Annotated in this window: 12 protein-coding genes; 1 reads left to right on the plus strand and 11 read right to left on the minus strand. The window is 66.0% G+C overall.

Annotated elements, in window-relative coordinates:
• The 11 genes from LGT36_RS11990 to LGT36_RS12040 form a co-directional block, all read right to left on the minus strand.
• Positions 1 to 1302: a PLP-dependent aminotransferase family protein gene (locus LGT36_RS11990; RefSeq protein WP_226096524.1), complete on the minus strand. Its 1302-nt coding sequence runs from the start codon at positions 1300 to 1302 to the stop codon at positions 1 to 3.
• 96 nt (positions 1303 to 1398) lie between these two features.
• Positions 1399 to 2616 carry an ABC transporter permease gene (locus LGT36_RS11995; RefSeq protein WP_226096523.1) on the minus strand — a complete coding sequence of 406 codons (1218 nt, stop codon included), beginning with the start codon at positions 2614 to 2616 and terminating at the stop codon, positions 1399 to 1401.
• A gap of 2 nt (positions 2617 to 2618) precedes the next feature.
• Complete coding sequence (locus tag LGT36_RS12000; protein WP_226096522.1) at positions 2619 to 3392, minus strand: ABC transporter ATP-binding protein; 774 nt, start codon at positions 3390 to 3392, stop codon at positions 2619 to 2621.
• Between the two features lies 1 nt (position 3393).
• A complete protein-coding gene (locus tag LGT36_RS12005; RefSeq protein WP_226096521.1) occupies positions 3394 to 5088 on the minus strand; it encodes a hypothetical protein in 1695 nt (564 codons plus the stop codon).
• The gene (locus LGT36_RS12010) at positions 5085 to 6170 is read right to left on the minus strand and encodes a hypothetical protein (protein WP_226096520.1); all 1086 of its coding nucleotides are present in this window, start codon (positions 6168 to 6170) and stop codon (positions 5085 to 5087) included. The genes LGT36_RS12005 and LGT36_RS12010 overlap by 4 nt, the downstream gene beginning before the upstream one ends.
• 181 nt (positions 6171 to 6351) lie before the next feature.
• Positions 6352 to 6678, minus strand: a complete 327-nt coding sequence (gene trxA / locus LGT36_RS12015) for a thioredoxin (RefSeq protein ID WP_226094565.1) — start codon at positions 6676 to 6678, stop codon at positions 6352 to 6354.
• Complete coding sequence (gene trxB / locus LGT36_RS12020) at positions 6675 to 7658, minus strand: thioredoxin-disulfide reductase (RefSeq protein WP_226264572.1); 984 nt, start codon at positions 7656 to 7658, stop codon at positions 6675 to 6677. The genes trxA and trxB overlap by 4 nt, the downstream gene beginning before the upstream one ends.
• Before the next feature lie 85 nt (positions 7659 to 7743).
• Entirely contained in the window at positions 7744 to 9072 is a 1329-nt protein-coding gene (locus LGT36_RS12025; RefSeq protein ID WP_226095845.1) for a hypothetical protein, read from the minus strand.
• Positions 9073 to 9098: 26 nt separating this feature from the next.
• Positions 9099 to 10826, minus strand: coding sequence for a murein biosynthesis integral membrane protein MurJ (gene murJ / locus LGT36_RS12030; RefSeq protein WP_226095847.1), 1728 nt, complete (start codon positions 10824 to 10826; stop codon positions 9099 to 9101).
• A 22-nt stretch (positions 10827 to 10848) separates the two neighbouring features.
• Positions 10849 to 12786, minus strand: coding sequence for a DUF6049 family protein (locus LGT36_RS12035; RefSeq protein WP_226095849.1), 1938 nt, complete (start codon positions 12784 to 12786; stop codon positions 10849 to 10851).
• On the minus strand, positions 12783 to 13322 hold the full coding sequence (locus tag LGT36_RS12040; RefSeq protein ID WP_370634324.1) for an NUDIX hydrolase: 540 nt from the start codon (positions 13320 to 13322) through the stop codon (positions 12783 to 12785). Before LGT36_RS12040 ends, LGT36_RS12035 begins: the two co-directional genes overlap by 4 nt.
• A gap of 90 nt (positions 13323 to 13412) precedes the next feature.
• On the opposite strand from LGT36_RS12040, the gene LGT36_RS12045 reads away from it, so the two are divergent.
• Complete coding sequence (locus tag LGT36_RS12045) at positions 13413 to 14873, plus strand: CCA tRNA nucleotidyltransferase (RefSeq protein WP_226095851.1); 1461 nt, start codon at positions 13413 to 13415, stop codon at positions 14871 to 14873.
• Positions 14874 to 15047 lie beyond the last annotated feature (174 nt).

The following is a 15047-nucleotide window of genomic DNA, read 5'->3' on the forward strand; positions in this document are numbered from 1 at the left end:
TCATGCCAAGTCCGGCGACGGGAACTCAACGGTTGACGTCGCGCCGGTTGCGCTGCGCCCAAAGATCTTGACGGTCTCCATCTCCGCATCGACGACGCCGGCAAGCCGTCGGACGCCCTCCCTGATGCGCTCGGGAGTGGGGTAGCAATACGAGAGCCGCATGTGACTAGCCCCGGTACCGTCGTAGTAGAACGCAGTGCCAGGCACGTATGCGACGCGGGCGGTGACCGCGCGAGGCAGCATCGACTTCGCGTCAAGCCCCTCTGGCAACGTCACCCACACGTAGAAGCCCCCGTCAGGGACGTTCCACGAGGCCTCCGGCATGAACTCTTCAAGAGCGGAGATCATCGCGTCCCTGCGCTCTCTGTACTGCTCCCTGAACTTCTTGATCTGGCCTTGCCAGTCGTGGTGATCCAGGTAGCTCGAGATGGCCATCTGCGAGGCGTTCGAGGGGCACAGGATCGCGGCCTCCGACGCAAGTACGAGCTTCTCGCGCACGGCATGCGGTGCGACCGCCCAGCCCACGCGGAATCCCGGAGCGAAGGTCTTGGAAAAGGACCCCAGGTAGATGACGCCGTCCTCGTCCATGGACCGCAGCGCCGGCAGCGGCTCGGAGTCAAAACCCAGCAGGCCGTAAGGGTTGTCCTCCAGCACCAGCACGCCGTAGCGCTGGCAGATCTCAAGGATCAACGGCCGACGCTCGAGGGACAGGGTGACGCCGCCAGGGTTGTGGAAGTTGGGGACGGTGTAGAGAAACTTCACGGTGCGACCCTCGGCGGCCAACTGCGCCAAGGCCGACTCAAGCGCCTCTGGCACCAATCCGTCGGCGTCCATGGGCACGTGGACCACGTCCGCCTCATGGGCACGGAAGACTCCAAGGGCGCCCACGTAGGAAGGCGCCTCGGCCACGATGACGTCGCCAGGGTTGATGAAGATCTTGGTGACCAGATCGAGAGCCTGTTGCGAGCCGGTGGTGACCACCACGTCGTCGGGATGGGCGTGGATGCCTTCAAGCGCCATCACTTGGGTGATGTGCTCTCGCAGCGGCTCGTAGCCCTGCCCAGAACCGTATTGGAGGGCCATCTCGCCTTGCTCGACGATGAGGCGACGCATCATCTCGCCGATCTCCTCCAGCGGGAGCCCACCGATGAACGGCATGCCACCGGCGAGCGAGACCACCTCGGGACGTGAGGCCACGGCGAAGAGCGCGCGAATCTCGGAGGCGCGCATGTTGTGCGCGCGGGCGGCGTACGAACCCAACCAAGGGTCGAGCCTGGTGCCGCCGGTGTCCGAGTGAGTCATGGGCGCCAGTCTTCCACGACAGCGGCGCTCATCGCACGGTCCAGTCCTTGGTTGTTGGCCCCGTGTCGCAGGAGCGGCCAATGCGGCGGAAGGACCTTACGTTCCTGAACGCAGTGCTTCAACCGGCTCGAGCGAGGCCGCCCGAAGGGACGGGTACACGCCAGCGATCAACCCTGTCAGCGCGCCAAGCAGCGGAGCGCCGAAGGGAATCAGGGGAGAGAGCACGGGAGTCCAGTCGCGGGACGCGGCCAAGCCCACCACGATCAGGATGCCTGCTGTTGCTCCAATCACCCCGCCGACCAAACCCATTGCTGTCGATTCCACGAGGAACTGCGTCGCGATGTGACGGCGGCGGGCGCCGACGGCGCGGCGAAGGCCGATCTCACCCACCCTTTCGAGCACGGAGACGAGGGTCACGTTGGCGATACCAATCGCGCCTACCAGGAGCGACACCGCGCCGAGAATGAGGAAGAGCGCGTTCGCGTCGCTCTCGACCCTGTTGCGAAGCGCATCAGGAGACGGAGGTGTGCGCACGCGATAGGCGTCGGGATTGTCGGGGTTCAGCGCGATGGGCGCCTGGGCGCCAATGAGCTCTGCGGCCCCGATCTGCACATCGATCTGGACGGTCGACGCGCTCGTGTACTCGTAGTGCTTGCGCGCGGTCGCCTCCGGCATGATGATCGCACCAAGCAAGTCGCTCTGCCTGGCCACATCGGCCAAAATACCCATCACCACAAAGGGGCGATCGCCCAAGAAGACAACAGGCTGCTGATCGACCCTGTAGATGCCCAACTGAGCAGCCGCGCCGGGTCCCAGCACCACGACGTCGTCGGCGCGCTCTTCGTGGCCCGAGTCGAACCATCGACCTGTGCGCAAGGTGCCCTTGACGGCCTCAAGTAGGCCTGGAGAGGCGGCAAGCACGTCTACCTGGAACTCGTTGCGACCGGAGGGGTCGTCCAGCTTCACTGCCGAGGCAAAGTCCTCGCCGATGGGCACCGCGCCCATCACGCCGGCAGCGGTGACTCCATTGAGGCGCATGAGGCGATCCTCGACGTCCCGGGGGAACGAGACGCGCGTCCCGTCGCCACCCCAAAACCCGCCGTCATTGGAGACCTCGATGCTCGTCGCCTCGAGCTCCGAGAAGTTGCCGACGATGCGGTTGCCTGCCGTCTGGGCGATTCCCATGGTGGCGACCAGTGCGGCGATGCCAAGCACGGTTCCCAGCACAGTAAGGAGGGTGCGAGCAGGGCGAGAAGCGAGACCAGCGATCGCCTCGGTAGCGAGGTCTCGCCACGCCATCTTGGTGGGCTTCACGACTAGTCTCCGATCTGCGCGACGGCGCGTGCCATGTCGGCGGAGTCGACCTCGGTGAGCCTGCCGTCCCTGATGCGCACCGCGCGGTCAGCACGTGAGGCGACAGAGGCGTCGTGCGTAATCATCACGATGGTGAGACCGCGCGCCCGCAACTCGTCAAAGAGCGCGAGCACGGCGTCGGAGGTATGAGAGTCGAGGTTTCCTGTGGGCTCGTCCGCGAGGAGCAGCGCCGGCTCGGCGACGATTGCCCGCGCGACGGCCACGCGCTGACGCTCGCCGCCGGACAGTCGGGTGGGGGTGAACCCCGCTCGGTGGCTCAGTCCCACTGACTCAAGGGCCGCGTTGGCCCGCTCGACTCGCTCGGCTGGCCCGACGCCGGTGTACAGCATCGATAACGTGACGTTCTCGAGCACCGTCCGGTGGGACAGCAGGTGGAACGACTGAAAGACAAAGCCGATGCGCCTGCCCCTGACGGCGGTGCGCGCGGCCTCGTCAAGATCGGCCACCTCGAGCCCCTCGAAGCGGTACGAGCCGGAACTGGGCCTATCAAGCAACCCCAAGACGTTCAGGAGCGTCGACTTCCCCGAACCGGAGGGACCCACGACCGACACGTACTCCCCGCGATGCACGGTCAGGTCCACGTCCGTCAAGGCGGAAACCTCGACATCGCCCGTGGCATACGTGCGGCCGATGCCGTCGAGGACGAGCACGGGGGCATCGCCCGTCACGACAGACAGTTCGCCCTCGTAGTCCTCGGCGGCGCCAGTGAGCGCCACGTCAACCCGCCTGAGTCTCTTCGGTCGAGGGCTCGTCCGACACCTGGTCTGAGCCCTCGTCTTCGCCCTCATCGCCGTCCGCCGGTACGCCACCGATGTCGGCCTGGCCAACGACGACCCTGTCTCCCTTGACGAGCTTGCCTTCGACCGCGCGCACCTCGACCACGCCGTCCGTGGCAAGGCCGGTGACGACGGTGACGTAGCGGGTGGTACCGGGAGCGTTGGGCTCTTCGACTTCGACCCGCGTATCGCCATTTGCCACCGCGGAGAGGGCTGCGGCTGGCACCACGAGCACTTCGCCGGACGTGGACTCAACGGGAATGATGACGCGCACGTTGGCGCCCAACAGCGTCTCAGGAACCGTGTCCAGGAGCACCGTGACCTGAACGCGACCGGAACTCCCTGCCTCGGGGATCTCGGACACGGTGGCCTCGATCGTCTCCTCGAGCAGGTCTGGCTCGTCGATGATGACGGTGTCGCCGACGCTCAGGCGCATCGCTTCTGACTCGCTCAGGCCGATCGTCATCGCGATGTCTGAGCCCGACACGGTCATGAAGGTGGTCGAGACTTCATCGCCGCGCTCCACCTCGGTGCGCGCGACCTGCACTGGCACGCGCTTGAGGAAGATGAGTTCGCCCGCAGGAATCCAGGTGCCCACAGTCGATTCGATTCTGACGAGGGCCTCCGTAGCGTCTGCGACCTGGCGCCGTGCATCGTCGCGAGCCCTGTTCAGCGCGGTGACATCTCCTGGGTTCCGCGCCTCTGCCAACCGCGCTTTGGCGATGTCGAGTTGACGCTGAGTGGCGGCCACGGCGGCGTCTTGCTCGACCTTCACCAGCGCCAGTGCGTTGTTCGCGTCGTCAATCGCCGCCTCGAGCGCCACGTAGTCTGCACTGCCGGCCGCCGGGGTACCGGCGTTGTCCGCGTCGGCGAGCGCTTGCACCGCCACGCTGACCGCGCCATTCGCGGCGCCAACGCTCGACGTCCTCGTGTTTTGGGCGATGGTCAGACTGCCTTGAGCATCAGCCACGGCTGCTTGCGCCTCCAGCAGGCTGGAACCGCTCGCACCCCCTGCCTCCGAGATCGCACGCTGCGCGTCCTGGAGGGCCTCGTTTGCCGCGCGTACTTGGTCTCGCGCCGCGTCGAGTTGGGCTTTGTCGTCGCTTGAGGCGGCGTTCGCCGTATGTCCGACGCGGGCGTACAGGGCCTGAACGCCCGCGCCGGTGGCGTTGTCCCACGTGGAGTCGGCCGCCTTCATGAGCCCGAGGCGCACGAGCGACTGCTCGAGCTGCAAGACGTCATCGCCCTTTGAGCCGGGCCGCAAGTCACGGTAGACGGGCAGCTCGCCTTGCAAAAGGATGACGGGCCTGCCGGAGACCTCTAGTGCCACAGCGCCCTCAGCAAGTTCGGCGCCAACCTCAGGGACCATCGTGACGATCTGCTTGGACTCCGTGTCGCCGATCGAGCCAGACAGAGCAAGCGAAACAGGGTCATCGAAGTCGATGGTTCCTCTCGCGACGATGTCGGCTGAGAGTAGGCGCTCGTCGACGGCAACCGTGATCAGGGAGGGCTCTGGAGCCTCGGCGCGCGCCGCAGCCTCTGCTGGGGAAGAGATGCGGCTTCCTGCAAGCCACCCCAATCCACCAGCGGCGACGACCAAACCGAGCGATCCAGCGACCAGGCGGTTGCGGTTCACTTCTCGCCAGCAAGCGTTGCGGCAAGCGCCTTCAACTCGTCTTCGTGCTCGAGTGCGTACTGCTCCTCGATCTCGGCGTAGACCTTGCCCAACGTCTCTTGTTGGGGAATCGAGCACTCGTGGTTGGCCACGGCGATGCCGATTTCTTCCTCGAGGAGCGCCTCAAGCGCCGTGCGCTGTTCGGAAGTGAGCTCCGGTGGCCCGCCGAAGAGGGCGTCAATCTCCTCTTGAGTGGACTCCTCGAAGAAGGTGTTGATCTCTTCCTCCGACCAGCCCTCGAAGGGGTCCTTATAGAAGTCGTCGCCCAGGATCTCATCGTGGCGCGTCTGCAAATCCATGTAGCTGGTCTCCCAGAAGTCGTTCTGGTCCTTGTACTCGAAGCCAGCGTCGGACATGCACGAGGTCCACTTCTCGTTTGCCTCAATGATCCTGGGGTCGGCCTCGGTGCGCTCTTGAAGTTCGGTGTAGTACTTCTCCGCAGCTTCCCAGTAATCGGGGGACTGCGTGGGGTCGTCGCCTTGGACCTCTGCGTAGGCCTCGCCCTGGCAGCCGGCGCCATAGCCGTAGGAGATCGTGTATTCCTCGCCCGTCTCAGGGTCAACCTCGGTGGTGGAGTCGGCCATCTGCTCTTCTTCTGTCCCGTACAGCGACTCGTAGTACGCCTCGCGCTCGGCTTCGGTCAGCGACTCCATGTACTCCTGGTTGGGGTCGACCCAGTCTTGGTAGGGGTCGACGAAGTCGTCAGTGCCCTGGTAGAGCGTGTAATACGCGATTCCGAGCCCCTCGCGCTTGATGCGCTCAAGTTCGTCCTCTTCCGAGTACTCGTACACGCCGTCAGGTTGCTCGACGGGGATGTACTCCCAACCCTCGAGCTGCATGCACTGGGCGATCGCCTCTTGAACTTGCGCCTCTTGAGCAGCCCAGTCTGTGTCCTCGCCGGTGCTCGCGCCCAAAAGGCCAGCGATCGTGATGCTCTCGCCGTCCTCTGTTCCTTCTTCCGTGTCACCCCCGCCACAGCCTGCCAGTAGGACAACGGCCAAAGAACTGGCCGCCACGGCCGAGATAGCGTGAACGGTGCGCATGGTTCCCCCATGTTGTGACGGTGACGAACGGAACTCGACGGCACCGTCGAGCATTCACCACAATAACGATTGGGGTGGGTAAAAACGTTGGGTAGCGCGAAAAACCATGCTGGGGTATGAGACGCCGACGCGGCTTCTCGGGGGCGTCCCCTATGACCAAACGGGGACGGGGAGTGTCGCCCTAGCCGATGACCTCGTCAAATTGAGTCTGCAGCGCGGCCTTGGGACGGGCGCCCACGAGCGTCTTCACGACCTCGCCGCCCTTGAAGAAGTGCATCGTCGGGATGGAGGTGATGCCGTAGGCCATGGCGATACCAGGGTTGGCTTCCGTGTCCACCTTGACGATCTTGATCTTTCCGACGTACTCGCCGGACAACTCGTCGAGGATGGGGGCAACTGCGCGACAGGGGCCGCACCACTCCGCCCAGAAGTCGACGACGACAGGCATCGGCGACTCGAGCACTTCCGCCTTGAACGTGTCTTCCGTGGCGTTGACGATCATGCTCATCGTGCTCCTCCTTCGACCAAGGCAACTTGGTCCAAGCCCTCTTCCGGCTCTTCGAGATCCTCAAGCCACCGCTGGGCGTCAAGCGCTGCGGCGCAACCAGTACCTGCGGCCGTGATCGCCTGGCGGTACCGGCTGTCCACCAGGTCGCCTGCAGCGAACACTCCAGGGACGCTCGTGTACGTCGTGCCGCCGTCGACCTTCACGTAGCCAGCCTCGTCCACCTCGACGACGCCCTTGACCAGTTCTGAGCGAGGGTCGTGCCCGATCGCGACAAAAAGCCCCGTCGCCGCAACAGTGCGCACTTCGCCGGTGATCGTGTCGGTGAGTTCGACGCCTGAAAGCTTCTGTTCGCCTTGGAGGCCGGTCACAGCCGAGTTCCACGCGAACTCGATCTTGGGATCGGCCTTGGCACGGTCGGCCATCACCTTGGAGGCACGCAGTTCGTCGCGGCGGTGCACAATCGTCACCTTATTGGCGAAACGAGTGAGGAACGTCGCCTCCTCCATCGCGGAGTCGCCGCCGCCCACTACGACCACGTCTTGACCGCGGAAGAAGAATCCGTCACACGTGGCGCACCAGCTGACGCCATGGCCGGAGAGGCGCTTCTCGTCGGGCAGACCAATCTCGCGATAGGCGGAACCCATCGCCAGGATCACCGAGCGTGTCTCGAAGACCTTGCCCATGCCGGTCGTGATGCGCTTGATGGGGCCAACGAGGTCCAAAGCGGTGGCGTCGTCGAACAGCACCTCCGCGCCGAACTTCTCTGCCTGGCCTTGAAGCGTCTGCATCAGTTCAGGTCCCTGGATGCCTTCCACGAACCCTGGGAAGTTTTCCACCTCTGTGGTGTTCATCAGCGCACCGCCGGCGGTGATGGAGCCTGCGATCACGAGCGGGTTGAGGCCAGCCCGTGCGGCATAGATGGCGGCCGTGTAGCCGGAAGGGCCTGAGCCCACGATCACGACGTTACGAATCTCACTCACGAGTCATTCCTTTAGTTGCGGTGGTGAAGCCCCAACACGATCGTATGCCCCTCCTATTCCTCGCCTCACACGGCGCGGCGGCGGGTCACTCCGCTGGGGTGGGAGTGGGTGTCTGGCCAATCGTGAACTCCGGGTACTTCTGCGAAGGGTTATTGAAGTCACTGTCAGGAGGATCAAGCGGCTGAGTGATCATCGATGCCCCGATGACGGCCGTCACAAACACCGTCACGATGAGCAATGCGAGGACGAGAGGGCCGACGTTGAAAGGCGCGGACGTTTGCGCGCGCCGACGCGCGGCTTCCGCGAACTCGGCCAACTGGGCGGAACGTGGGAAGCGTTGATGGAGTCGCTCGAAGATTGCCTCCAACACCGATGGAGCCGGAGCGGCATTCTGCTCCAAGACGATGTCGTGAAACTCTTCGATGTCGTCGACCGCCCCACCAAAGCGGGTGCGCAGGCGGGTCGTCGTAGGATCCGGCTGCTCCACAGGGGCGACGGCCCGCCCGGTCTGCTCCGCGACCTCGGCGTCGGCGTCGGCGTCGGCGGTGAGGACGGTGACCTCAGCGGCATCGCTGGAAACGACGTCGGCATCGCCCGTCTGCTCGACCAGCGCTGCCGCCTCACTACCGGCAGGAAGAGCCTCGGCGCTGGCAAGCGGTGCTGCCGGCCACCAGAGAGTGGGAGCCTCCGCCACGACAGCTCGCAAGGCGCTGGACTTGCCGGTGCCGAGCGCGTCGGTGAGGTGCTTGAGAGTGAGGGGGCCCGATCCGCGCAGCAGATCCTCGCACAACTCGCGGGCGGGATCTGCCAGATCGGGCGGCAGGTCGTCCGACGTCAGCTCGTCGGCGTCCAAGCCCGTCACGGCCGTGACGAAGATGCGAGCCAGAGCGATGGCGTCGGCGCGTTCACTCCGGACGCGACCAAGGCCTGCCTGGCTGCCCAGTTCCCCCTCAATGCCGAGGCCAGACGTCATGACCCGTCCACGCGGAGTGATCGTGAGCGACCTTGCCCTCACCATGCCGTGGTGAATGCCTGATCGGCCCGGAATCATGAGCGTCGCGGCAGCTTCGCCGACGATGGCCGCGGCGGTATCGGGCACAAAGGCGACCTCGCCCATGAGGGCGTCGAGCCTGACGCCAGAGGGACGCTCGCTGACCACGTAGGCGAGGCGGTCAGTTCCCTGCCGCTCGAGACCGGCGGCGAGGACCCGCGTGAGGCGTCGATCGCGGATGACCTGGGCGCGACGGGCGGCGCGAATGACGGATGACGGCGCCAAGGAGGTGATGATGTGAACGGTGACGTCTTGGTGGAGGCGGACATCGCGCGCGGTGAACACGGCTGCGCCCGGAATGTCGTAGTCCTCGCTGCGCACCAGCCGAAAACGGCGCCCGATCATGTCTCCGGCTTGCACCATCACCCCTCGCCCGTCATTTCCGGCCTTCATCGTACGCGGCGCAACCGGCGCGTGACGGCGCTGACAGCGGCGCTCACCTCGGAGACCTTCAGCACCTTGCTCGCACCGGCGTAGACGGCAAACATTGCGATCCCAATCGCGGCAGACATTCCCACGCTGGTCATGACGGCTGTGACGCCTTGATCGTTCCAAGAATGTGGTCCGACGGCGAGAATCCCGACGCCGACGACGATGGCGAGGCTGGCAGCAGTCGCCGCTTTGGCGTAGGTGACGAGGATGCGTCGCAGGTCGACGCCCCCGAGGCGTCGATACAGGCCCCAGGTGCGCAAGACGACGGCGACAACATTGGTCGCGACAAGGCCAAGCGCTGCGCCCCTGACCCACCAGACGGGGTCCATCAAGCCCTTGACCGAGTAGGCCACCGCAAGCCAGGCGAGGGTCATCGGGATGTGGATGAGGAAGACGGTGCGCCCGTCCTCGAGCGCGAAGTACGCCTGCTTGACGATGACGGAGGCGCCGAGGGGTACGAGCGCGAGGCTCATGATCGCGAGCACCCAGGCGACCGCAGCGACCGACTCGACCGACGCAGACAGCGCCAGCACTCGCACCAAGTGCGGCGAAGCGACCACCATGATGGCTCCCGCGATCATCGTGAGAACGCCGATGTTGCGCACGCCCTCGCTGATCACGTCCCGCAAGCGCGCCATGTTCGCGTTCGAGGCGTGACGTGCCATCTGCGTGAACAGCACGGTCATGAGCGAAACGGAAATCAATGAGTGGGGCATGAGGAAGATGCCGAGCGCGAAGTCGTAGCCAAAGACGCCAGCGACTGTCGGGTCCTTGGGCGCGGCGTCCGACGCCGCAGACGCGATGTTCGTAATGGCGGCGACTCCCACCTGCTCAACTACCACCGCCGCCAGCGCCCAACTCGCGACCCTCGTGACCGTTCTCAACTCGCCCTTGGGTCCGCGCCACACCCAGCGCCAGCGGTAGCCGCCGCGGATCATTGGCGGGATCAGGATCAATGCTTGGGCAGCGATACCGAGCGTGGCGACGCCTGCGACCAGCACGATCTTTGTCGTCGTCCATTGGCCAACGATGGCGCTCACGGAGGCGTTCTCGTCGAGCATGTAGCGACCAAAAAGGGCCAAGTACGCGACAAGTCCCGCTATGGCCACCACGTTGTTTGCCACGGGCGCCCACATGAACCACCCAAACTGCTCGCGCGCATTGAGCACCTGGCCGAACAGCGTGTAGAGACCGTAGAAGAGCAACTGCGGGATGCACCAGAACGCGAAAGCGGTGGCCAGTGCCGTCTGATCAGCGTCCCAGTTGGAGTAGAGCCTGACCCACAATCCGGCAGTGACCGTGAGGAGCGTCGTCACCGCCAGGATGCCGACGCCCCCGAGAGTCAGGATGCGGTGCACTGTGCGGACGCGGTCCGCCTGGAAGGACTTCACGATTTGCGGCACGAGCGCGGAGTTGAGGACGCCCGCCGCTAGCACCGCAAACATCACGTTCGGCAACTTGTTGGCGACGGCGTAGGCATCGGCCGCTACCGAGCCGGTGAGACCGATGGCGATTACCAGCAACGTGGACCGCACCATACCGAGCGCTCGCGACACGAGCGTTCCCGACGCCATCACCAAGGCGTGTCTTCCGACCTGCCCAGATGACGCGGTGGCGCCGCCTCCCGCCGCGCCAGGCCCTGCCGGATCTATCGGCGGCGTCGCGTCACTGCCTTCGGTAGTCATGCGAGTCATTGTCCCCGGTTGCTCACGCGTCGGCGTCGGACGCGCCTGCGACGTCGTCCGCGCTCGTCGGCCGCACCCTGGTGTCCTTGCGTCCACGGCGAGCTGTGCGAACGATGCCAGCGATCAAGAGGACGGCGAGGCCTGCGGTAAAGATGCCCGTCGCAGCGTTTCCCCATTGCGCACGCACCCTCACACGAAGCGTCTCCGCGACGGCGACCGTCTGGCCTTCCTCGTTGCGCAGAGCGACTGTCACCTTCACGTCGCCGTTGGACACGGCGTTGACAGGGACGAGCACGGTGGCTTCCGTGCCGGCATCGACGGTGGCCGTGGGTTGCGCCTTGGTGAGCAGGATAGGCGACCGTGACATCATCGCGACCCTCAGGGTGACGGGTACGTCAAGATCGTTGCGCACGGTGACGGGCACCTGGCCAGATGACGACACCAGATTGAGCGAGGTGCCCGACGTGACGGTGACAGCCTTGATGACGGCTTCCGCCTGCGCCATCGCCTCGTCGAACTCGGCCCTTCTACGTTCAGGGTCGGCGCGGTCCGGCAGCGACATGGATGACCACACGGCGCGTTGCGCATCTGCCACCATCTTGGAGGGCGCGTCGGCGGCAGTCGCCATGACGCTCAAGCGGTCGAGTGCCGAGACGGCGCCGACGGCCAACTCCGAACCGGCATCCGCTTCGCTAGCGAGCGACTCGGGGAGGTCCACCGCGGGCCTGTCGGGGGCGGAGAGCGCCGCAGTGAGGGGCGTCGCGGTGACAAAGGGCGCATCGAGAAGAGCGTCGATCGCCTGGGATGGCCGCGTTCCGTCGACCACCCAACTATCCCCTGGCGCGATGACGACCGATGTGTTGCCTTGGCCGGCATTCAGGGCGGCCAGCGCCAGGACGGTCGCGTTAGTCGCCGGGTGCGACGGTGGCTGAGACGCGAGCGCGAGCGAGAGGTCGAGGTGGGGCAGGACGACGGGGGCGAGAGCCACTTCGCCCACCGGCTCGGCTGTCACGACGGATGCGGTGGAGGGCTGCGCGCCTGCCCACTTGGCATCGGCGAGGATCGCGACGGCGCCCGCGTTGGTCGTGAGTGCCGCGGTGGCGTCATCGGCCGCTGCCGCCACTGCGATCCATGACAGAGAGGAGAGCTCGCGCGACTCGGCAACGGCCGCATCGAGCAGGGCTGGTGCTCCCGCGTGGGCCACGCTCGTCACATCGAGATTTCCGATAGGCAGCGTGTAGGCCTCCCTGTCATTGAGGTCGAGACGCTGCCGCACCGTGAGGGCTGACGGATCGACGAGCAGAGTGACGCGCTCATCGCTGGCAGCGGCCAGGAGTGCGTCCACGCGCTCGGGAGGACCTGAGATCGAGGCGAGGACCGTGACGTCGAGCGGAGGAACCAGGTCGGGCTGCCACGTCACGGGAGAGGCTTGAGACCACACGACCTTGCCATCCACCGCGACGGAGACCGTGAGTCCGTAAACGCCCCAGTCTGGCGTTGGCAGGCCGAGCCCGCCTGGCGTGACCGAGAGGCCGACGGTGGCGGTTGTGCCCACCGGCAGGGCGCCAGGCGGCGAGGGCGAGGACGTGGATGAGGCGGTGACGGGCGCGGTGGCGACCGCACGACTAGCGACCCCTGTGGGATCTTCCATGAATCCGTTGATCGCCGCGGCGGAGGTCAACGGCGCCTCCGTGACGGTGAGCGTCGCAGAGACATTCGAGAGGTCGGTCAGGGGTGCCCGCACGGAGACGTAAGTGCCGAGGCGAGTGAGCGGGTCGGCGGACACGGGCATGCTGCCGACAACGGAGGCGTCCACTGCGGCCTCCACTTGCTGCGCCGTCTGGGCCGCTCCACCTTGTGCCATCGAGGCACCGGCGGCGCCCGCGACCGCGAGGCCACAGATGACTGCTACCGCCGCCGCCCTGGCGAGCCGTCCTAGGTGAGCTGACGCTGTCTTCATGCCCGCGCGGTGAGCAACTCGGCGGCGGTCTGGGCCATCTTGCGCTCATTGGGAAAGGCCAGTTTGGTGCGCAACTCGTCGATCGGCACCCATGCGGCAACTTCAGCTTCTTGGTCGGGGTCGTTCTCCGTGGTGATGGTGCCGCTGATCGCCTCGAGAAGGAAGTGATAGACCTTCTTGTGGACTCGGCGGTCGTCTCCCGTGAACCAGTAGTCGATCACGCCGAGGGGCTGAACAACCTCAGCCGAGATCCCCGTCTCTTCCGCCACCTCGCGGACGGCGGCCTCTTCCGGCGTTTCCACCCCTTCGATGTGTCCCTTCGGGAGGCACCACTCCAGCCTGCCTGCCCTGTTGCGGCGGCCGATGCACGCGACGTAGGCGACGCCGTCCTCGATCTTCACCGTCACCCCGCCGGCGGACACCTCGCGCGACACCGGCAACTGACCCGCGACCCGCTGAGCCCTGCGGCGGCGAATCATGGCGCCCGCCGGGGCCCGCGGCATGCGGCTAGGTCGAGGAATCGGCGAGTCCGGCATGGCCCAACTCTAACCGGGGGTCGGCCTGTCGCCGGGCAGGGGCGACCGGCCACGACGTCGTCCGCGCCAGGCTCTGGGATGCTGGTACCCATGACGCTTCAGGCCGCTCCTTCCGTTCCGCCCCGTGACGTCCTTGCGGCGAGGGCTGGCGCGTTGGGTGCAGCGGTGCCACAAGAGGTTGCCGCGCTGGCGGCGCTCTTCGACGACGCTGGCTACGAGTTCGCACTCGTCGGGGGGCCGGTGCGCGACGCCTTCTTGGGCCGGTCGAGCGCCGATCTTGACTTCACCACGTCGGCTAGGCCTGACGAGACCGAGCGGCTCCTCAAGCAGTGGACCCGCGCGACGTGGGACATGGGGAGGGACTTTGGCACCATTGGCGGGCGCAGGGGCGACCTCGTGGTGGAGATCACGACGTTCAGGGCCGACGAGTATGACGGCGCCTCCCGTAAGCCGGTGGTGGCCTTCGGCGACTCGCTCGAAGGCGACCTCGCCAGGCGCGACTTCACCATCAATGCGATGGCGGTGCGGTTGCCGAGTGGGGACTTCGTTGACCCCTTTGGTGGACTGGAGGACCTCGCCGGGGGCTTGCTCCGGACCCCGATCGAACCGGCGCTGTCCTTTGGCGACGATCCCTTGCGCATGATGCGTGCGGCGCGCTTTGCGTCCCAACTTGGCTTCGAGATTGAGCCGGCGACGTTCGCGGCCATGCATGCGATGGCCGACCGCATCGAGATTGTCTCGGCGGAGCGCGTGCGAGATGAGCTCACCAAACTGCTCATGGGTGCGCGTGTGCGTGATGGCCTCACGGCGCTGGTCGACTCGGGGATCGCCGAGCACGTGCTTCCTGAACTGCCAGCCCTCCAGCTTGAGGTCGATGAGCACCACCATCACAAGGACGTCTATCAGCACACGCTGACCGTGGTCGAGCAGGCCATCGACCTCGAGACCGGTCCAGACGGCCCTGTGCCCGGGCCCGACCTGGTGTTGCGCTTGGCCGCCCTCATGCACGACATCGGCAAGCCCGCCACTCGGCGGCTCGAGCCGGGAGGCGGCGTGTCCTTCCATCACCACGAGTTGGTGGGCGCCAAGCTCACCGGCAAGCGGCTCAAGGCTCTGCGCTTTGATAAGGACACGATCAAGGCTGTCGCGCGATTGGTCGAGTTGCATTTGCGGTTCCACGGCTACGGCGAGGCCCGGTGGTCTGACTCGGCCGTGAGGCGCTACGTGACCGACGCGGGCGATCAGTTGGAGAGGCTGCACCGGTTGACCCGTGCCGACGTGACGACTCGCAATCGACGCAAGGCCGAGCGTCTCGCGTTCGCCTATGACGACCTAGAGAACCGCATCACTGAGTTGCGTGCCCGCGAAGAGGTCGACGCGATTCGTCCCGATCTCGACGGAACACAGATCATGGCCGAGCTTGGCATCGGGCCCGGCCGCGACGTCGGCCTGGCCTACAAGCACCTTTTGGAGTTGCGCATGGAGCACGGGCCGCTGGGGGACGAGCGCGCCCGCGCCGAACTTCGGGCGTGGTGGGCTGGGCGCGCCTAACCCCCCCGCCCGCCAGCGTCCCGCGCCGCGAACGCCCCACCCCTCGCTCGTGCGGGGCACTCACGCACCGTGTCTGCGCCCCTCTCTTCTGCTGCGGGGCACTCAGGCAGCGTCAAGGTTTTCCACAGCCTGCCCGGCCGCTCGACCCAGCACCTGCATGATCGACTAGACCGG

The sequence above is a fragment of the Demequina sp. TMPB413 genome (assembly GCF_020447105.2).
In the GTDB taxonomy this organism is placed as follows: domain Bacteria; phylum Actinomycetota; class Actinomycetes; order Actinomycetales; family Demequinaceae; genus Demequina.